Raw genomic sequence first — 17,476 nt, forward strand, 5'->3', positions numbered from 1 at the left:
TCAGTCGATGCTGTCGGTTGAGCCTGTTCGTTCTGCCGGAGAATCTTGGATGATCTCTTTGGTCAGCGTTGAGCCCTTCGCCAATCGACGCGAGAGCGTTTGAATAAAGCCGCCATACCGCTCCTTGCCCTTCGCCTTGGCGGCCGCGTAGGTGTCATCGGGCAGCGGGGGCGTCGTCGTCAGCCAGAAGCGGACGAACAGCGCCAGTGCCTCGGTAGTGATTTCCTGGTCACGTTCCAGCCTCTCAAGCGACCGAGTCAGGCGGTCCAGCCGGCGGACGATCGCGGCTTCGCTCTGCTCGGCGCCGTCGGGGGAGAGGAACGACGCAAGTGCCGCTTCGATGATCTGTGTCTTCGGAACGCGCCGCCGCACCGACAGTCCGTCGAGTTCATCGAAGAGCGTGGCGTCCACATAGGCGGTGATCTTGGCCTTCTTCACGAGTTCACCTCACAGCTCGATGCCGTCGTCGGGGTCAAGCGCCGCCTGTCTTGCGACCGTTCGGAACTGCGTTCGCATGGCGCGGGCGCGTTGAGCCTCATCGTCAGCTTCGTCGTCGAGATCTGCGAACTCCTCGCGCGCGAACGGGAGCTCGGGGGCGACGTCTTCATGATGTGGGACCTCGGGTTCGCGGCGGATTCCGCCGTTGGTGTCGTCGCTGGATTTCTCCTTGTTGGTTTGAGGAGACGGTAAGATCGGCCGAAGGCTGCTCCAGTCGTCCGTCAAGGCCGATGAAGGCACGCGCCGCACTTCTTCTGGAGGCAACTGTATCCTTTCCTTCAGTTGCGCGTCCCGGAAGTACCGCACCTTCCGCGCTCGGATCGGTGGCGCGCCTGATACGAGGACGATTTCGTCGTCGGGCGGGAGCTGCATGATCTCGCCGGGGGTGAGCAGGGCGCGGGCGGTTTCCTGGCGCGAGACCATCAGATGTCCGAGCCAGGGCGACATGCGGTGCCCGGCATAGTTCTTCATCGCGCGCAGTTCGGTGGTGGTGCCGAGGGCGTCGGACAGGCGCTTCGCCGTTCGCTCGTCATTGGTGGCGAAGGCGACGCGGACATGGCAGTTGTCGAGGATGGCATTGTTCTGGCCATAGACCTTTTCGATCTGGTTCAGCGACTGCGCGATCAGGAACGCCTTGAGGCCGTAGCCGGCCATGAAGGCCAATTGGCTTTCGAAGAAGTCGAGACGGCCGAGGGCAGGGAACTCGTCGAGCATGAACAGCAGGCGGTGCTTGCGGTCGGTGTTGTGCAGTTCTTCGGTCAGACGACGACCGATTTGGTTCAGGATCAAGCGGACCAGTGGTTTTGTGCGGGAAATGTCCGATGGCGGCACCACGAGGTAGAGCGTGTATGGTTGTTCGCCGGAAACCAGATCGCCGATGCGCCATTCGCAGCGGGAGGTGACGGCAGCGACGACCGGGTCACGGTAGAGGCTGAGAAAGGACATTGCCGTGGACAGGACGCCGGAGCGTTCGTTCTCGGATTTGTTCAGCAGCTCGCGGGCGGCCTGAGCGACAACTGGATGCGGGCGATCTCCGAGATGGGCCGTCTGCATCATTGCAGTCAGTGTGGCAGCGATGGGACGCCGAGGATCTGACAGGAAGGCGGCGACGCCTGCCAGGGTCTTGTTCTTCTCGGCATAGAGAACATGAAGGATCGCGCCGACCAGAAGGGAATGGCTGGTCTTCTCCCAATGGTTCCGTCGCTCGAGCTGGCCTTCGGGATCGACGAGGATGTCTGCGATGTTTTGCACGTCCCGCACCTCGCGCTCCCCGCGACGAACCTCGAGCAGCGGATTGTAGGCGGCGCTGGCTGCGTTGGTCGGATCGAATAGCAGGACGCGCCCGAACCGCGCCCGCCATCCGGACGTGAGCTGCCAGTTCTCGCCCTTGATGTCGTGGACAATCGCGGAGCCGGGCCAGGTCAGCAGGCTTGGGATCACCAGGCCGACGCCCTTGCCGGAGCGGGTGGGCGCGAAGCAAAGCACGTGTTCCGGACCATCATGCCTGAGGTAGCGCTTGTCGAGACGGCCCAGCACGACCCCATCGTCTGCGAACAGCCCGGCGGCGGTGATATCCTTGGGGCCTGCCCATCTGGCAGAGCCATAGGTTGTCACGTCGCTCGCCTCGCGCGCCCGCAAGACGGACAGCAAGATGGCGACGGCAATCGCGGCTATCCCACCTGCGCCGGCGATTGCAGCTCCTTCCATAAAGACGCGGGGCGCGTAGGCATCATACCAATACCACCAGGTGAAGACCTGCCACGGGCGATAGATCGGCAGGCCGAACAGGGCGGTGAAGGGCGCGCCAAGCTGGGGTTGGTACCCCAGACGAAACGCGACCCATTGCGTCGCTGCCCAGACGAAGAGCAGCGCCACGATGCTGACAATGAGGATCTGGCCCCAGAGGATCTTGGTGGCCGATGACGTGTCCTGACGGCTCATGTTGATGTCCTTTCTGCTCAGAGGCTTAGCCCGCGCTTGCGTCCGAGGCTCCAGTCGATCCCGCCGCTGGGCGTCAACGTGCCCGTGACAGTCTGGCCGAGATGGCGTTCGAGTTGCGGGGTCCAGGGGACAAGCGAGAAGCCAAGACCATCGTCGATCATGGCGAAGCGGCCAGATGCGAGATCGAGGCGTTGGCGAAACGTCCCTGCGACTGGCTCTCCCTCGGTCGGCTTGTAACGGGGGAGGCCGGTTTGTGTGCTGAGATCTTTAGCGATGGTGTCTAGTTCGCGGTTGCGCAGAGTGGCCAGCAGATCGCGGGCAAAGGTGACCCGCTGACCTTGCCGTCGGGCGAGGCCTGCGGCGACAAGATGATCTGCGCGCCGCTCCAAGGCTTGGCGAACCTCTGCGCCAAATCCAGCACCGCTCAGCGGTGCGCGGTCACGGGCAAGATGCAGGCGGTCGAGCCAGGTCGCGCCATCGGCCTCGATCTGGGCGGCCAGCGACAGATCGGAACGACCGACAAGAGACAATTGCGGTGTCCCGTCCGTCTTGCCCTTCCATAGACGGGTTTCGACAATGCCACCTTGCGACGTGTCGCCGGTCGCATCGAGATCCCGGAAACGCAGGTGATGCACGCGACCGTCCACACCATCGATGATCGCGTAACCGGTCCCGGCGTGATCGTCATGAAAGCCGCGTTTCACGAGCCGCCCGAGGATCGGTGCGGTGGGCGTGCCTTCGATGGCGAAATCAGCCGCTGCGCGGTTGCGGTCGGCGCCCACGGCGCGGTGCATCTGTTTGATGATGTCGCCGCGCATCCCAAGCTCGCGCAGAGTGTCCTCGGCATTCGGTTTCAACTCCCAGACGGCAGGGGCGATTTGTTCGGCCAGCCCAAGCCTCTCCAGTGCCTGGGCACGCCCGATCATCAAGCGACGCAATTCCGGATCGCGGGGCTCCGGCGTGCCGCGCCGCAGGTCGGCGATGCCGGCATGGTCGTCCGCCAGGAATCGCAGGCCGCGGTCGAGATCGGTCCAGCGCTCTGCCGTGACCTGCGTTTCCAGCGCTTGGGAAATCTCGCGCGCGCTGCGGGGTCCCAGTTCCAGTTGTACGAGCTCCTCCGCGCGCGCCCGAAACCCCTGGCTGATGTAATCGCGCGAGATCACAAGGTCCCGCCCATCGTCGGCCTTTCCGCGCAGCAGGATGTGTACATGCGGATTGTCGGTGTTCCAGTGATCGACAGCTACCCAGTCCAGTCTGGTCCCGAGGTCCCGTTCGGCACGGGTCATCAGATCCCGGGTGAAGGCGCGCAGATCCTCGAGGTCGCCCGCGTCTTCCGGCGAGACGATGAACCGGAAATGATGCCGGTCGCCTTCGCAGCGCGCCGCAAACCCGTCCCGGTCGAGATCGTCGCGTTCAGACCCGAACATGTCTGCGTCGCGCGCGTCTTGGCCGACGCCGTCTCGCTGTAGGTAGCCGAGGTGCTTGGCCATGGGGGCGGAGCGAAAGCGCTTGCCCTGGTGGCGCACGATGCGGGCATTGACTACGACGCGCCGAGATGTGCGGGACATGTTCAGCGCTGCTCTCCGAAAGCGCCCACGTCCGAATGAACTGGAAGTCGATTGAGATTGCTTCGCTCCGAAACGATAGCCTGTGTGACCAGACTTGCGGGCAGCGCGCATTACCTCACTGACAAAGCGTGTCGTTTGCTTCGAGGTCCTGCCGCCGTCGCGGATACGCCCGGGTCGGATACGAAGGTCGTCGTTGCGCCTGGTCATGGTCGTGCACGCTCGCAGAACAAGATGCCGCACAAATAATATCTTAAAATCAGCTCTCTAGGTGAAGTCCTGAGGCACGCAGTTTGGATGTGCGGCGCAAACCCTCGCAGAAAAACAACAGCTTGAGGTCCGCTTGCGGCACCTCTTTTATCTTGCGCTCTTTCTGTTGAGACCCTGTGCGTCGGCTCTCTCCGGCACATTCCTGCGACCGGGTATTCCAGATCTCGCCATGGTGCGATTTCGCGGATCATGGCGTTTGCCCTCGGCTGTGAGGCACGAAGATGCCGTTTCGAGACGTGTCAGACGCAATCCCTTGGGTGTCATCGCCGAGGGGGTTACCTGCCTCAGCCGTTGCCGCGAACAGCGGGGCGTCGCGCCAGTCCTGTGTCCTGTGCGGGCGGCTGACTGCCCGCGCGACGTCAGTTCCATTGGCGATGAGTGGCGCGAGGATGGCGAGGTAATTGCGGGTTTCAAGCGGTAGGGCGCGCCCGGTATCAACGTGCTCTTGGTAGCGCGTAGGCCCGGCATTGTAGGCAGCGAGAAAGCCGGGCGACCCGAAGCGGTCGTACATCTGTCGCAGATAGGCTGTACCGGCTAGGATGTTGTCGCGTGGATCGAAGGGATCTTCGCCAAGCCCATAAGCTGCGCGCAACTCGGCCCAAGTGCCGGGCATGATCTGCATAAGCCCCATAGCGCCCGCGTGGCTGACAGCGCGTGGATTGCCCGCACTTTCAACCTCAATGACGGCACGGATCCACGGCTGTGGGATGCCGAACCTGCGCGCGGCGTCAACGATATGGATGTCGATGGGTTGCTGCTCAGATGCTGGAACACTGCGGTCCTGAGCGATCACGGCGGACGGTGCCGCGGTGATCGGCATGCAGAGGATCAGTGCAAGCACGGTAGTAACGCCCGCGTGCAGACGGCTGTGACCGCGTTCAAGACGACGCATCTTCCGCCCTCCCATATGTCCAAAGAGGGATGGCGCGTCCGAGGATCGTGTCCGCTGAAAAGGGCCCGAAATACCGTCCATCGAGGCTGTCCGCGACACCTGCGACGAGCAAGAAAACCTCGTCTGACCCTAGCGTGATGCATCCTGTCCAACGGGGAAGTGGGCGACCGTGCCGGTCAGCCGATGCTGCCTGGGCAACAACGGTACCGTCGATGGCGATATCAACGCCGTCGCGACAGACGGTCATGCCTGAGACGGCCGCGACGCGCTTCAACAACAAGGTATCCACACCGACATAGCCGCGCTCAACCACCCAGGATGACAAGTCTTCCGGCAGGCGCACGGCAACGAGATCGCCCAACGATGGCGGGTTCGACGCTCGAACAACGTAAAGTCCGACCGGCACGCTTGCTGAGGCATTCCAGATCAGACGCGGTGTGCGGTCGATCTGTGCGACTGAGAGCAAACCGAGGGACAAACCGGCCACGAGGAGGGAAGGGGCCGCCGCGCTCATGTCGTCACCATGCGACGCTTGAGCCAGGCGGCATGCCGGGCAGGGGTGTAGGGCCGGGGCTCCAATGCAGCGGTCACGCGGTTGTGAACGTGCCGCCAATGGTCGGGGCAGACATCTTCGGGCGCGATGCCATAGCTTTCCACGATGTCGATGGACCGAAGCGCAGCCTCGACCTTGGGCCAGCCGGAGAGGCGCAGCAAAATCTCGCCACCGGGCGTTACGTAGGGCACCGTGGAGCAGGGCTCGCCTGCATCGACGGCGCGCATAATGTCGATCCGGCTTTCAACGGTGCCGTAGTCGTTCGACGACCAGCGGACGAGCGCGAAGATTGCGCCGGGGGCGAAGGCCACGCGCTTTTCCGTGCGCGTCAGGATGGTTTCCTCGGCCTTCCGACCGAAACGGATCCAGCGCTCGATACGCCCTTCGATCCAGGTGAGGTGGACAAGTGTCTGCATCGGCTCAGCGCCCCCGCCGCAGGTAGGCTGGCGAAACGGCGGCATGGCGTTTGGCAGGCAGAACGCGATCGTCGGTCTCGTCCGAGGTCGAGGTCTTCTCGCCCCGTGTGACCCAGGCCTGCAGATCGTCGACCGCGTAGACGACACGCCCGCCGATTTTCGAATAGCGCGGGCCGGTCCCGTAGGTCCGGTGTTTTTCCAGCGTACGGCCAGACAGGCCGAGAAAGCGGGCGGCTTCCGGGGTTCTGAGGTAGCGTGGGGGAAGTCCTTCGTTGGGGTCGGGCATTTGAGCATCTCCGGTGGCTAGGCCGCGCGACGGCGCGTCGCGGGCTGTCGGAGGTCATCAAAACGGAAGATTGCTATGGGGAGGGATGACGAAGATCGCGGCACGAAAACGTCACCCCCAAAGGCCAACAGGATCAGGGTCTGGCGAAGGCTCGATTTATGGAGGTCTTGCGGTTATCACTTGCGCGGTTTTGAGCGCCCAGTTGGTCCACGACCGAGAAGGAGAAAGCGACAGCCTTTGGTGGTCAGATGCGTTCCATGGGCCGACAGTCGGGTGATCTGTGCCTTGAGGGAGCTGGTCTTCCAATGCTCGCGCGATACAGCCTCCGCGCCGAACAAATGCCGCGCGATCGTCTGGTAGCTGGCACGGTCCCGGCGTGCATCGAGCGTGCGCAATGCAAGCTGTATGCGCCGTCGCTGCTGCGGCGTCAGGGACGGAGCGGATCGTTTGCGGTACAACAGCTGCGCGCGAAGCGCCTTGAGTGCGTCCACGCGTGCCGACCAGTGTTCGTCCAGCGGCACCAGAATCCCAATCGGGCGTTGCAGGCTTTTGGCATCCAGCACAAGCAATGCGCCTGTTGCGAGGCGCACATACATCAAACCGTCCTGCATTCCGATGATGGTCAGATCATTTCTATCGATACGTGGCGCGGTGGTGTGGCCGCCGGGGACCGGCACAGCATATCCGACCGCTGCCGGGGCGATTGAAGGCGTCCAGAACACAGGTGCATTGGGTGCGTCGATGTCCGGATCAACCGGGAAATCGCAACCCCCATGCGGCCGGTGATGTCAATCCATCCCGCATTTGCGGGTAATTGGCGCGATAGTCGGAATTGCGGCGCAAGCATTCCCAGGCTAGCCCGGACAGGTCGAGACTGTCGAAATGCTTGTACGCCGTTTCGTCTTGCCAATCCTTGGTCATGGCGAAGCTCCGCGTCAGCTGTTTCGATGTACCATTAGTATAGCTTGAGGACACGTCAAAACGACGGCAGGAACGGTTGCTCTGCGCAACCTGCGCGAGTGTTCGCCGATCTCAGACGGATCGGGCGATGTTCAGCCATTCCGGCCCTCGAGCAGCTTGCGATAGCCGTGCTCCGTCATCCAGCGGGCGCGGGCGAGGTGGCTGTCGTACATCTTTTTGGCACGCTCTGGTTCTTCGGTGGCATCTATACCGAACAGAATCTCACTGACTTCCTGCAGGCTTGCACCGCTTTCAGCGGCGTCGAACAGGCGCAGGTAAAGCGTCATATGTGCGTGGTCGTAATCGGTCAGCTCATCGCTTTCTGGTGCGAGATCAGCGATCGGCGTGGTGCCGGTGGCAGACATGATTCCCCCTCGCCGTTGGGCGTTAAGGCTCATAACAGCACATCAGATTGCATGTGCAAGGTCGGATTGTGGTCAGTCGAACTGCAGATGAGTACTATAATACGTCGCACCAAAATACGCGATAGGTTCTTTACTCGCGGATGGACATCCGCGTTGTTTTTGCAAGGAATCTCAAGCACTACCGCCAATTGCGCGGGCTAACACAGGCCGCGTTGGCGGCGGTAATGGATGTCGACCGCGCGCATGTCAGCTCGATGGAGCGAGGTCAGCAGAATGTCACGTTGCAGACCCTACAGCGGGTCGCAGCGCATCTGGAGGTGGCCCCAGCGAAGCTGATCGAAGAACACTCGGAACCCTAATAGAGTTACAGGATCACGGAATCCCTATCTGATATCGGAGGACGGATTGGATGGAGGCGCTTGACTGCTTGGAGGCACGAGTTTGGTGTGGAAACCTACGCTTCACTTGAAATAGGTGGCAAGAAAAGCCGGGAGAATGCCCGCGTCGCCAAGGTGTGTGTCACAACTTGCAGCGGGATTCCCAGCTCAAGCGCGATGTCTGCGGAGGCGAGCATTGCCTCTTGCTGATGGGTTTTGATTTCTTGAGTCGATCTTTCCGGTCGGACCCGAATTGTGTCGGCGGTGCGCCGAGAACGGATCACCTCTGGGTCGTCTTGAAGGAACAGGATCGAGCGCACGTTCATTTCGGCGAAGACCGAGGCAGGAATTCTCTGAAGGCCGGAACCGGTATCCATTACTGTGTGACCGTCGAGCACGACCAGTCCTTCGTGCCCAGAAACGTTTCGGTGAAAAGCCCGGACCAAGAGTTCCTGGTTGTCCAAAACCGCGCCAGTTCGCAACTCCTCTGACGATTGAACCTGCTGCTGAACCAGCGCGAGTTCTTCCTTGATTAGCTTGCTGGCCTCCAGGTGCAGAAACGGCCTCGTGTCCATAGCTGTTTTCAGGAAAGTCGATTTTCCGACGCCAGAGATTCCAACGAATGCGATTGTCATTACAGCACCTCAAATCCCAGATTTAACCGTTGCAGGAGGGCTTCCAAAGGGCCGCGGTTGATCTGAAATATCGCCTGGCTGGGGTGGGCTTGCATCACCCCGAATTCTTGAAGGTCGGCCAGTTTGACAGGTTCGTCGAAATATCCAGCAAGCAGGAAGTTGATGACCTTGACCGGCTTGTCCGCCGTCGCTTCCCATTTTTCGAGTTGCACCTCGCTATAGACTGACCGTCTCTGCGCGAGCTGCATGAGTTCCTTTGTGGATTGCGCCAACTCCATGTTTTCAAAGACACCGACTGCTGTGATGGCCTGGGATGGAGGACCGTCTGACTTGCCCTTGTAGAAGAAGAGCAGTGCCCCAGGTTGGTTCAAATTGGCGGCAGAGCGGCTGAGATAGACTTTTCGGATTGTGTTGCCGGGGCGGCTGGGACCACCCGACAGGCCGACATGCTCAAACATATCCGCCTGCCTGACGTCCTTCAGTTCGGGGAACAATTCGTCATGATAGGCTTCTTGGATCGGAATGCCATATCCCCGCACGAGCGGCTCGGCGGAGAACCTCGGATAGTTTGCCCGCTGAACATCGAAAATCACCTCGCCTTCAGGAACGATCAGCTTGTCTGAGGAAAAGGCTTTTTCGTAGACCAACTCACCGTCGGCGCGCTCGACCGTTTGCTGAAACCCGTAATATTCGAGCAGTTCGATAAGCGCACCCTGTTTTGGGTAGGTCGTCAGATAGGCGACGTCATAGCCATTGCTCTGTGCGAACCAGAGCACCTGTTTGAGCAGCAACTCTCCGAGCTTGATGCCCCGGTTTTCGGGCCCGACTTTGAACGTGCAAATCTTGAGCACTTTGTCGCCGGGGAGGGTCGCGTCGGTATCCGCGCGGGTTTCATCTTTTCGGATCAGTATCCCGGCGATGCCGTCACCGCCCGGTCGGGTCACAATCCAGCATTTTCGAAGCTGTTCAACGCATTTCTTCCACCATGCGTCAAAGCCATCGTAGTCTCCGCGTAGGCTCTCAAATATCGGGTCGTCGGGAGGGATCGTATGCGCCTCGACTTCCTCGGTATATCGGATTGGCACATCGACCGGCTCATAGGTCGATTTCAGAAGCGAGGCCGCATCGGCCACGAAAAGCAGGCGGTCGGACAGCTCCGGTGCGTGTTTGCGCGCGCGCTCGTGAAGCTTTCGATCTTCCGTTACGAGAAAGTCAGCGACATCCAAACTGAGAGCGTGCAGGAGCGTTGCATCGACGACATCGTTCGGCTTGCGCAGCTCACCGAATTTCGCGGCGAGGTTGGCTTCGGTCAGTCCGCGCACCTTCGACAGAGGGGCGAATTTCGCAAACTTGCTGAGCGAGATTCGCCGACGGCTTTCGTCTTTATCCCGGGCGATGTCATCTTTCGCGGCTTCATGCACGAAGACTTTTACGCTGTGTTTTGAGGCGAGCTGCAGGAACTGCGAGAAATTCGGGTTTATTTCGCGATCATCTTCGAGGCCAATGAATACATTTGTATCAATGAGGTAGCGAGGATGACTCATGCTTTATAGCTTCTCGCAACAATGGGTTTGCGTAAACGAATGACTGTGGCGGTGCGAACTCAAATCGGTCACGCAACTCGTCCAATCCAATTGCACGTGGCAACTGGTGAACATTTCCAAGCTGGATGACAACACCTTCATCTAGCCCAGAAAAATAGGCGTCAAAGTCGTCGCGTTCAATGCACGCGACAGGAGAATACCTCTCCCACATTTCTCCCAGGGAAATTTTCTCTACGCCCATGATGCGTGCCGTTCCTGTTAGCGCGCGGGTAGGACTGGTTGAATAGATATAGGCGAGTGTCCCCTTCGGAACCTGGACCGGAAAACGACGGCGCAACTCCACCGTTTTCGCACCTTCCAATATGGGCGTCGAGTACTGAGGCTTAATGCTTAGGACGACATCACGGCTAGTCTTGAAGGGGGCCTCCTCAAAGAGTGGGAACAGCAACTGGTCATCATTGGTGTGCTCGACATCGAAGGCTTCCAGCACACGCAGCATTACCGGCGAGGTGGCATCAAAACTAGCGTCGATCCGCAGTTTCGCACCCAATCCGGCGACGAACTTCTTGAGCATCACGGTGCTGACATCATCACGGTTCTCGATCCGCGAGATGGCCGAGCGACTGGCGCCAATCTGCCCGGCGAGCTGGCTCTGGGTCATGCCCGCGAGCTCTCTCAGCTCCCGCAATCTGCGCCCAAGCGAAATCTCCACATCCCCGGCAGAAAACGGCCTAGTTTCAATGATTTTTCCTGAAAGTTTTTTCACGAGGCTGCCTTTTTGAATAGAGTAACATCCACTAAATGTTGTGCACAAGAATAATGTGACACCTATAACCATGGATGGTTACGACACCGTAACAGGTTTCATGCCAAAGGGTATTGGCAGCGAGCCACCGTCGACTACTAACGTCTTTAGAGCTGGCTCGTCCCGCGAGACAGGCCTCCCGTCCAGACCCAGATTATGCGCCTGCAGCGAAAGGCCGGTTTGGCGGGCCGCACTGCAGAGATCAGGACATTGGACTCAATGTCCCGAAAGGGTCGGACCCGTTGCGTTCAAGCATGATCGCGAGTCGCTCGCGTTCAGTACATGAGGAGCAAAGGTCACCCCGCCCGGTGATCCCGGGCGGGGTCGTCTGCTGTCAGTCGCCGTTGCGGCGGGTGTTGGGGCGCGACCAGATGAGGCTGAAGGTCTCTTCGCCGCCTTCGATTACCGTGTCGTCGAAGAGGTTGGCGTAGATCGGCTGGGTGAAGCTCGGGTCGTCGAGCTTGAGGCTCAGGTAGTCGCGGCCCTCGGTCGAGCGCTTGGACCAAGCGGCGCCGATCTCGGCACGGCCGACGAAGACACGGTGGGAGGGGGCGTTGTCGTTGGGGGTGCTGTCCTCGGGGACGATGCGGACAGCTTTCGCCTGAACGCTGAGGGTGACGATTTCTCCGACGTATTCGCTGCCGGTTTTCTTGAAGGTTCCGATGGTGGCCATGTCATGTCTCCTTTTGGCTTGTCCGAGCCCGCGCCCTTCGCGGCCTCGATGGCGATCGTCACGACCGGGGCGATCCGCCGACGCAGCCCCTGTGGCCCGAAGCGCCAGCGGAGGACGGCAAGGCCGGTCTTTCTTGCCGCGCGAGGAATGGCGGACCCGATATTTTTCGGGGGCGCCAGGGGAAGAAAGTCCGGACCGGCCGTTGCGGCCAAGGCGGTCGAGGCGTCAGCCGATCCCGGTCAGATCAGCCGCTGAGAGGCCCGCATGGGACGCATGGCGCAAGCCATGGGAGAAGGAATGACAGGCTAACTTTGGGCCGCGCAAGATCCTGGCAGCATGCGTCGTGCAAAGACAGGCTATGGCGTGCAGGCGGAAATGGTGCATGTCCTGGACGTGCCTCGCTACTCCGGGATTGCCCGCTCTCGCCGTGTCTGTGTTTGTCTACCGCGATGTTCGGCCTGCCGCCGATCCAGGTGCATGCGCGACCGGGGCCATGCGCCATGACGTGGGTCTCAGTGATCTGGCTTTGCTCAGCCGGTCCTGCCCAACCGCAACGCTGCGGTGACGGCGAGGATTGAGACCTTTTGCAGCAATCGGTTGCGGCGCACACTGACGATGTGGCGGACGGCACGCACCGGCGCAAGCATCACAGGGCGTTCAGTGTTCATCGAAAGACCTGTGTGGATGCGAGTCTGACATGGCGTTGACCTCGGACAAGCCCGACACCCGCGCCCAAGCTGTACCGCCGATTATGAGCGCGCCCAGCCAAGACAAGAAGGTGATAGCGGTGTCGCTTGCGCTGCCAAACTCGGCAAGACCCTTTGCCGCGTGAAACCCCGCTATCCCGGCGGGCACCGCGTAGATCAGACCGATGGCGAGTTTGAGCGGAGCCCAACGGATGCGGTCAAAGGCGAATTCACCCAGAGCCGCGACGAAGCCGCCGATGAAGAGGCCCGCAATGATCGACAGAAAAACGCCTTGGCCCGTTTCATACAGATACATGCCGGACGTCAGCCCGATGGCGAAGGGTAGGGCATAGACGGCCAGATTGAACAGGATCCAGCAGAGGGCACCAAGGCCGAACAGAGTGAATAGGGTGGAGAAAAACATGAGGCACTCCTTTCGAGAACAAGGATCGCGCCGCCACCTCCTCCATTGGCACGGGCAGATCATAGCAGAAAACGGCCCACCCCGGGAGGGTCCGGGGCGGGCGTCGGCGAAAATCCGGTCATGCCGGTGGGGCGGCTTTCGGCCGGAAGTCGAAGAGGGGAATGCCCATCGCGCGGGCTTTGTCGGCGAGATTTTCGGTGATGCCCGAGCCCGGGAAGACGATGAGCCCGATGGGCAGGGTGTCAAGCAACTGGTCGTTGCGCTTGAAGGGGGCCGATTTGCCGTGCCGCGCCCAGTCGGGTTTGAAGACGATCTGCGTCACGCCGCGGTTGTCGGCCCAGGCGGCGGCGATCCGTTCGGCCCCGCGCGGCGCGCCGCCATGAAGCAGGATCATGTTAGCGTGTTTCGCATGGACGCGGTCGAGGGCTGCCCAGATGGCCGTGTGATCATTGAAGTCGAGTCCGCCGCTAAATGCGATCTCAATGCCTTGGGGCAGGAGTGGTTCCAGATCGACCCTACGTTTTGCGGCCAAGTGATCGCGGCTGTCGATCAAAGAGGCGGTCAGGGTGCGGCGGCTCACATGGCTGCCCGTGTGCGGATGCCAGGTCTGGCCGAGATGGATCTCGAACAACTCGGCCGCGAGATCGCGCATGGCCTCAAAGGCATTGCGCCGCTCGATCAGCGTGAGGCCCTCGGCGATCAGGGTCTCAAGTTCGACCGACCGGACCTCGGACCCGTCCTGTTCGCGCTGTGCGCGTTTTTGGGCCTGTTCGTTGCTGTCGAGATCCCGGCCTGTCCGCGTCGCCATGCGGTGAAACAGGTTCGTAGTGGACCAGAGCAGATCTTCGAGGTCGGGTTCCAACCGCGTGTCGGACAGCGTCGAGACGAGCGCGTCGAAAATGTCGGCGATGGCGGTGCGAATGGCGTCGGGCTCCGGCAAGGGACGGGGATCGGGCTCGTTGGTGAAGGGGCGCCAGCCGTAGAGCTGAAGTTCCTCGAGCACGACGGCGGTAGAAGATCGGGTCTGAAGATGTGTGTCGGTCATGATGTCGTCTCCGGTTGTCGAAGACCGCGCCTCTCGCGGCCTTCCCGGGCAACGGAAAAGCGGGGGCCGGGCGGGTCTGCATTCTCAGGGGTCCCCGTCGCGCCCGCGCGACGGGGTGGAACCGAAGCGCAGCGGAGGACGGCCATTGCCGTTGCGGGCCCGTCCGGGCTCTGCTCCGTTTTGCCCGCTCTCGGAAGTCCGGAAGGCGTGGCTCTGATCGCGGAGGCGCTGGCCGGCTGGGCCGACTCCGATCAATCGATGGCGTGGTCGAGGAAGGTCACGGCATCTTCGGGCGCCAGTTGCGGACGCAGATGCGCGTGCAACGCGTCGCGGTCATTGGCCCGCAGATCGTCATTGAAATCGCCAAGACAGGGGGAGAGATGGACGGCGTCGATCCCGGCCCCAATGGCCCGATGCGCCAGTTGGTCCGCGGCGGACAGGCCTGCCGGGTCGGCATCAACGGCGATGTAAAGGCGGCGAAGGTCGGCGGGCAGTTGTAGGGCTGCGAGATGATTGGCAGACAGAGCCGCCACCGCAGGCAACTCCGGCAGCGCAAGATGCAGGGAGAGAATGGTCTCCAGCCCTTCGCCCGCGGCCAGCACGCCGTTCGGCTCGCCCACGCGGACACCATGGCCGAGGAGATTGCCCATGGCCTTGCGCGGTGGACTGACTGGGGCCTTCTCTGCCGAGACAGGATCGAGCCAGGTGCGATGCAGGCCTGTGAGCCGTCCGTCGAGGTCCGTCACCTTGGCGAGCAGGGCGGGCCAGGTCTCGGGCGGGTCTGTCAGCGCGTGATCCTCGCGCCAGTAGAAGCAGTTCGGGTGAAAACGGAGACTGTCGAGATGGCCTAGCCCGGTGAGGCCGCGCCCTGCGAGATAGCGTTCCGCCAAGGTGCCCGACATCGGCTGGCCCATGGCCCAGAGCCGCCGCGCGGCCTCGGGTGAGCCGCGAGAGGCTGGCGGATTGTTGGCGCGGTGCCTGTCCGTCTGCGGCAGGCTGAGAAACCTGCGCGCTTCTTCCAGCGTGTCCCTCAGGGAGGTGATCCCCATGTTCAGGGCGATCAGGTCCAGAAGGTCTCCGTGCTGCCCGGTTGCGGAATCGGTCCACTTGCCAGCCGCACCAAGGCCGGAGTTCGGACCGGTCAGCCGAACGTAGAGGCTGCGGCCCGGCGTATTCTGCACATCGCCTACGATCCAGTAGCGGCCATGTTTGCGCCCGTTCGTGAGGTAGTGACGGCAGACGGCCTCGGCATCCTCGGCAAGGCGGCGGGAGACGTCGGCGGCAGGGCTGTGCATGCTTTGTGCCTCCTGTCGTGGATAGAAAAGGGGCCCGCCATTTCTGGCGGACCCCGGCTGCCGGAACTCGGGGGACAGGAGCTCCGACCTGCTCGTAGGTCACTCGGCGGCTGTCTTGGCGAAGGCGTCACCGGCGACGGGATCATCTTCCCCCGTAGGCTCGGAATCTCCGATAGCCGGTTCGCCGCCGTCTTCCGCCGATTGCGCTTCGCTGCTGTCGGGATCGTCTTCCGAAGGGTCATCGTCGGAGCGGTCTGCGTCGTCGACCAGCTCGATCTCCGGGGCATCCTCTTCCGGCAGCGGCGGCGTGCGCAGAGGTTCGGGCAGCCAGCCGGTGCCGGAGAGCTGGTCCTCGGCGGCGGTCACCATCTCGGTCTTCTTCAGCCCGGCGATCCGGTCGGCGGCATCCTCACCTTTCGCCTCGCGCACGGCTTCCAGGATGCGCGCCTTGGTCACGCGGCCGAGGTAGGTGTCACCCGTGGCCGTCCAGCCCGCCTTGGCCATGTCGAGCCCGATGGTCCCGGCCAGCACATCCGCATGCGCGATGGCGCGCGGCCGGCGATTGTAGGGATCTTGGACGGCATTGACGCTCATCGCCACGCAATGGGCGAAGAGCGCCTCGCAGCTGCAGCTGTCGAACTCGGTCAGCGCCTCCCAGAGGTCCTCGGATGCCTTCGGAAGGTTGCGCGCCCAGGTCTCGTGGCGCTGGTCGATGGCCTGCGTGTAGGCCGTGTCGCCGAGGCCCGGCACCTGCGATCCGAACCCCGCGTTGCGCGGTTCGATCTCGACGCAGCTGTCGACAGCGTAGCGATAGAAGAGCCGCAGGACCATCGCGTGCAGCGCCGCGAGGAAGGCGACCTGCGGGTCCTGGGCCAGTGCGTTGCGCAGCGCCAGGGTCCGATGGGCCGTCAGTTCCATGACGAGGCGGTCGGAGAGCGGTCTCAGGCCGTCGTCCTCTTCCTCCTCGTCCGTAGTGGACGCGACGGTGTCATCAGCGTCCTCGACCGGCGCCGTTTCTGGTGCGACCTCGCCGGTGTCCTCCACCTCCTCGACCTGATCATCTTCGGGCCGCACGTAGCCGCGCTCAACGCGCAGCCGCCCGGAGCTGTCGATGCTGACGAAGGCTCCTGCCAGCGCGAGGTCGTCGGCCTCGTATCGGATCGGGCGCGCCTCGAATGCCTCCATCGCCTCCTCGATCTCGCCCAATCGGGCATCGACATCGTCGGGCAGTTCGTCGGCTTCCGCATGCTCGGCCTCGAGCGCGTCGTATTCGGCCTTCAGTGCCTGATAGCTGGCAGTCTCCTCGTCGCTCATCGGCACCGCCTCGCCATGAACCCGGCGCATCCCGAAGGTGTGGCCATAGGGGAACTCGGTATCTACCTCGACCCATTTCCAGCCCTCGGCGCGCACCCCTTCGGCCTCCTCTGCGAGCTTCTCGCGCACCATGACGTCGAGCAGGGCGGCATCCTGCAGCCAGCCGCCGTCGTCCTGCTGGAACAGGTCGCGCAGGATCTCGCCCCCGGCCTCGACGTAATCGTCGAGCCCCACGAACTGCGCCCGCTTGTCCGAGGCCCGCACCGCACCTTCGGTCAGCATGCGGCGGATCTCGTAGGTCTGCCGGGAATAGTGCCGTTGCAGCGCCTCCCAGACCTGCTCTTGCCGCGCATGGTCGGGATTGACCGTAAAGGCCATAAGCTGGTCGAGGGTCATCTCCTCCTCGGCATAGGCGTCGAGCAGCGAAGGTGCTGCGGCGGCGAGCTTCAGCCGCTGCTTGACCACGCTGGCCGAGACGAAGAAGGCCGCTGCGATCTCCTCCTCGGTGCGGCCTTTCTCGCGCATCGCCTGGAAGGCGCGGAACTGGTCGAGCGGATGCAGCGGGGCGCGCTGGACGTTCTCGGCCAGGCTGTCCTCCTCGGCGAGGCCATCGGTGCGCACGATGCAGGGGACCAGCGCGGTCTTGTTCATGCGCTTCTGCTTGACGAGCAGCTCGAGCGCCCGGAATCGCCGCCCGCCGGCGGGGATCGTGTACATGCCGGTCTCGGCGCCATCGTCGTCCAGCACGGGCCGCACGGTGATGGAGCTGAGCAGCGTCCGCCGCGCGATGTCCTCCGCCAGTTCCTCGATCGACACGCCCGCCTTGACGTGGCGCACGTTCGACTGGCTGAGCATCAGCTTGTTGAAGGGAATGTCGCGCGAGGCGCTGAGGGTGATCTTCTGTTGCTTGGTCATCGGGATATCTCCGCGAC

The 17,476-nt window shown here is 62.3% G+C and carries 20 protein-coding genes; 2 read left to right on the top strand and 18 right to left on the bottom strand.

The features are described 5' to 3' along the window. The 10 genes from Q1A32_RS19435 to Q1A32_RS19480 form a co-directional block, all read right to left on the bottom strand. On the bottom strand, positions 1–438 hold the full coding sequence (locus Q1A32_RS19435) for a CopG family transcriptional regulator (RefSeq protein ID WP_299657001.1): 438 nt from the start codon (positions 436–438) through the stop codon (positions 1–3). Between the two features lie 9 nt (positions 439–447). After that, the gene (locus Q1A32_RS19440) at positions 448–2,439 is read right to left on the bottom strand and encodes a conjugal transfer protein TraG (protein WP_299657006.1); all 1,992 of its coding nucleotides are present in this window, start codon (positions 2,437–2,439) and stop codon (positions 448–450) included. 17 nt (positions 2,440–2,456) lie between these two features. Further along, positions 2,457–4,007 (bottom strand): DUF3363 domain-containing protein, encoded by a 1,551-nt coding sequence (locus Q1A32_RS19445; protein WP_366141244.1) that lies wholly within the window; start codon positions 4,005–4,007, stop codon positions 2,457–2,459. A 454-nt stretch (positions 4,008–4,461) separates the two neighbouring features. After that, complete coding sequence (locus Q1A32_RS19450) at positions 4,462–5,166, bottom strand: lytic transglycosylase domain-containing protein (RefSeq protein WP_299657012.1); 705 nt, start codon at positions 5,164–5,166, stop codon at positions 4,462–4,464. Continuing rightward, complete coding sequence (locus Q1A32_RS19455) at positions 5,153–5,680, bottom strand: S26 family signal peptidase (RefSeq protein WP_299657015.1); 528 nt, start codon at positions 5,678–5,680, stop codon at positions 5,153–5,155. The genes Q1A32_RS19450 and Q1A32_RS19455 overlap by 14 nt, the downstream gene beginning before the upstream one ends. Beyond that, positions 5,677–6,135: a DUF2840 domain-containing protein gene (locus Q1A32_RS19460; protein WP_299657018.1), complete on the bottom strand. Its 459-nt coding sequence runs from the start codon at positions 6,133–6,135 to the stop codon at positions 5,677–5,679. The genes Q1A32_RS19455 and Q1A32_RS19460 overlap by 4 nt, the downstream gene beginning before the upstream one ends. 4 nt (positions 6,136–6,139) lie before the next feature. Then, complete coding sequence (locus tag Q1A32_RS19465; RefSeq protein ID WP_299657021.1) at positions 6,140–6,421, bottom strand: AlpA family transcriptional regulator; 282 nt, start codon at positions 6,419–6,421, stop codon at positions 6,140–6,142. Between the two features lie 176 nt (positions 6,422–6,597). Then, positions 6,598–7,098, bottom strand: a complete 501-nt coding sequence (locus tag Q1A32_RS19470; protein WP_299657024.1) for a DUF2285 domain-containing protein — start codon at positions 7,096–7,098, stop codon at positions 6,598–6,600. A gap of 73 nt (positions 7,099–7,171) precedes the next feature. After that, entirely contained in the window at positions 7,172–7,342 is a 171-nt protein-coding gene (locus tag Q1A32_RS19475) for a DUF6499 domain-containing protein (RefSeq protein WP_299657027.1), read from the bottom strand. A gap of 131 nt (positions 7,343–7,473) precedes the next feature. Next, the gene (locus tag Q1A32_RS19480; RefSeq protein WP_299657030.1) at positions 7,474–7,746 is read right to left on the bottom strand and encodes a DUF2285 domain-containing protein; all 273 of its coding nucleotides are present in this window, start codon (positions 7,744–7,746) and stop codon (positions 7,474–7,476) included. Positions 7,747–7,886: 140 nt separating this feature from the next. Here Q1A32_RS19480 and Q1A32_RS19485 point away from each other — a divergent pair, with 140 nt between their 5' ends. After that, a complete protein-coding gene (locus Q1A32_RS19485) occupies positions 7,887–8,105 on the top strand; it encodes a helix-turn-helix domain-containing protein (protein ID WP_299657033.1) in 219 nt (72 codons plus the stop codon). Positions 8,106–8,200: 95 nt separating this feature from the next. Here Q1A32_RS19485 and Q1A32_RS19490 read toward each other — a convergent pair whose 3' ends face one another. From Q1A32_RS19490 to Q1A32_RS19505, 4 genes are all read right to left on the bottom strand, one after another. Then, complete coding sequence (locus Q1A32_RS19490) at positions 8,201–8,758, bottom strand: AAA family ATPase (protein ID WP_299657036.1); 558 nt, start codon at positions 8,756–8,758, stop codon at positions 8,201–8,203. Next, positions 8,758–10,302, bottom strand: a complete 1,545-nt coding sequence (locus Q1A32_RS19495) for a hypothetical protein (protein ID WP_299657039.1) — start codon at positions 10,300–10,302, stop codon at positions 8,758–8,760. The genes Q1A32_RS19490 and Q1A32_RS19495 overlap by 1 nt, the downstream gene beginning before the upstream one ends. After that, positions 10,277–11,068: a helix-turn-helix domain-containing protein gene (locus Q1A32_RS19500; RefSeq protein WP_299657042.1), complete on the bottom strand. Its 792-nt coding sequence runs from the start codon at positions 11,066–11,068 to the stop codon at positions 10,277–10,279. Before Q1A32_RS19500 ends, Q1A32_RS19495 begins: the two co-directional genes overlap by 26 nt. A gap of 373 nt (positions 11,069–11,441) precedes the next feature. Next, positions 11,442–11,780: a DUF736 domain-containing protein gene (locus Q1A32_RS19505; protein WP_021100681.1), complete on the bottom strand. Its 339-nt coding sequence runs from the start codon at positions 11,778–11,780 to the stop codon at positions 11,442–11,444. 382 nt (positions 11,781–12,162) lie between these two features. Between Q1A32_RS19505 and Q1A32_RS19510 the strand changes: the two genes are divergently transcribed. Further along, on the top strand, positions 12,163–12,345 hold the full coding sequence (locus tag Q1A32_RS19510) for a hypothetical protein (RefSeq protein ID WP_299657045.1): 183 nt from the start codon (positions 12,163–12,165) through the stop codon (positions 12,343–12,345). A 92-nt stretch (positions 12,346–12,437) separates the two neighbouring features. Here Q1A32_RS19510 and Q1A32_RS19515 read toward each other — a convergent pair whose 3' ends face one another. The 4 genes from Q1A32_RS19515 to Q1A32_RS19530 form a co-directional block, all read right to left on the bottom strand. Next, positions 12,438–12,890 (bottom strand): hypothetical protein, encoded by a 453-nt coding sequence (locus tag Q1A32_RS19515; protein WP_299657048.1) that lies wholly within the window; start codon positions 12,888–12,890, stop codon positions 12,438–12,440. Positions 12,891–13,008: 118 nt separating this feature from the next. Further along, positions 13,009–13,935 (bottom strand): DUF2493 domain-containing protein, encoded by a 927-nt coding sequence (locus tag Q1A32_RS19520; RefSeq protein ID WP_299657050.1) that lies wholly within the window; start codon positions 13,933–13,935, stop codon positions 13,009–13,011. Positions 13,936–14,186: 251 nt separating this feature from the next. Then, positions 14,187–15,230, bottom strand: a complete 1,044-nt coding sequence (locus tag Q1A32_RS19525) for a toprim domain-containing protein (RefSeq protein ID WP_299657053.1) — start codon at positions 15,228–15,230, stop codon at positions 14,187–14,189. Between the two features lie 99 nt (positions 15,231–15,329). Beyond that, positions 15,330–17,459, bottom strand: coding sequence for a ParB N-terminal domain-containing protein (locus Q1A32_RS19530; RefSeq protein ID WP_299657056.1), 2,130 nt, complete (start codon positions 17,457–17,459; stop codon positions 15,330–15,332). Positions 17,460–17,476: the final 17 nt, after the last annotated feature.

The organism is uncultured Tateyamaria sp., assembly GCF_947503415.1.
Taxonomy (GTDB): domain Bacteria; phylum Pseudomonadota; class Alphaproteobacteria; order Rhodobacterales; family Rhodobacteraceae; genus Tateyamaria.

Coding starts and splice junctions, on each gene's coding strand:
- Q1A32_RS19490 (WP_299657036.1), bottom strand. CDS start 8,758: ATGACAATCGCATTCGTTGGAATCTCTGGCGTCGGAAAATCGACTTTC.
- Q1A32_RS19510 (WP_299657045.1), top strand. CDS start 12,163: ATGTCCTGGACGTGCCTCGCTACTCCGGGATTGCCCGCTCTCGCCGTG.
- Q1A32_RS19515 (WP_299657048.1), bottom strand. CDS start 12,890: ATGTTTTTCTCCACCCTATTCACTCTGTTCGGCCTTGGTGCCCTCTGC.
- Q1A32_RS19485 (WP_299657033.1), top strand. CDS start 7,887: ATGGACATCCGCGTTGTTTTTGCAAGGAATCTCAAGCACTACCGCCAA.
- Q1A32_RS19495 (WP_299657039.1), bottom strand. CDS start 10,302: ATGAGTCATCCTCGCTACCTCATTGATACAAATGTATTCATTGGCCTC.
- Q1A32_RS19440 (WP_299657006.1), bottom strand. CDS start 2,439: ATGAGCCGTCAGGACACGTCATCGGCCACCAAGATCCTCTGGGGCCAG.
- Q1A32_RS19465 (WP_299657021.1), bottom strand. CDS start 6,421: ATGCCCGACCCCAACGAAGGACTTCCCCCACGCTACCTCAGAACCCCG.
- Q1A32_RS19475 (WP_299657027.1), bottom strand. CDS start 7,342: ATGACCAAGGATTGGCAAGACGAAACGGCGTACAAGCATTTCGACAGT.
- Q1A32_RS19505 (WP_021100681.1), bottom strand. CDS start 11,780: ATGGCCACCATCGGAACCTTCAAGAAAACCGGCAGCGAATACGTCGGA.
- Q1A32_RS19480 (WP_299657030.1), bottom strand. CDS start 7,746: ATGTCTGCCACCGGCACCACGCCGATCGCTGATCTCGCACCAGAAAGC.
- Q1A32_RS19460 (WP_299657018.1), bottom strand. CDS start 6,135: ATGCAGACACTTGTCCACCTCACCTGGATCGAAGGGCGTATCGAGCGC.
- Q1A32_RS19450 (WP_299657012.1), bottom strand. CDS start 5,166: ATGCGTCGTCTTGAACGCGGTCACAGCCGTCTGCACGCGGGCGTTACT.
- Q1A32_RS19445 (WP_366141244.1), bottom strand. CDS start 4,007: ATGTCCCGCACATCTCGGCGCGTCGTAGTCAATGCCCGCATCGTGCGC.
- Q1A32_RS19525 (WP_299657053.1), bottom strand. CDS start 15,230: ATGCACAGCCCTGCCGCCGACGTCTCCCGCCGCCTTGCCGAGGATGCC.
- Q1A32_RS19455 (WP_299657015.1), bottom strand. CDS start 5,680: ATGAGCGCGGCGGCCCCTTCCCTCCTCGTGGCCGGTTTGTCCCTCGGT.
- Q1A32_RS19520 (WP_299657050.1), bottom strand. CDS start 13,935: ATGACCGACACACATCTTCAGACCCGATCTTCTACCGCCGTCGTGCTC.
- Q1A32_RS19530 (WP_299657056.1), bottom strand. CDS start 17,459: ATGACCAAGCAACAGAAGATCACCCTCAGCGCCTCGCGCGACATTCCC.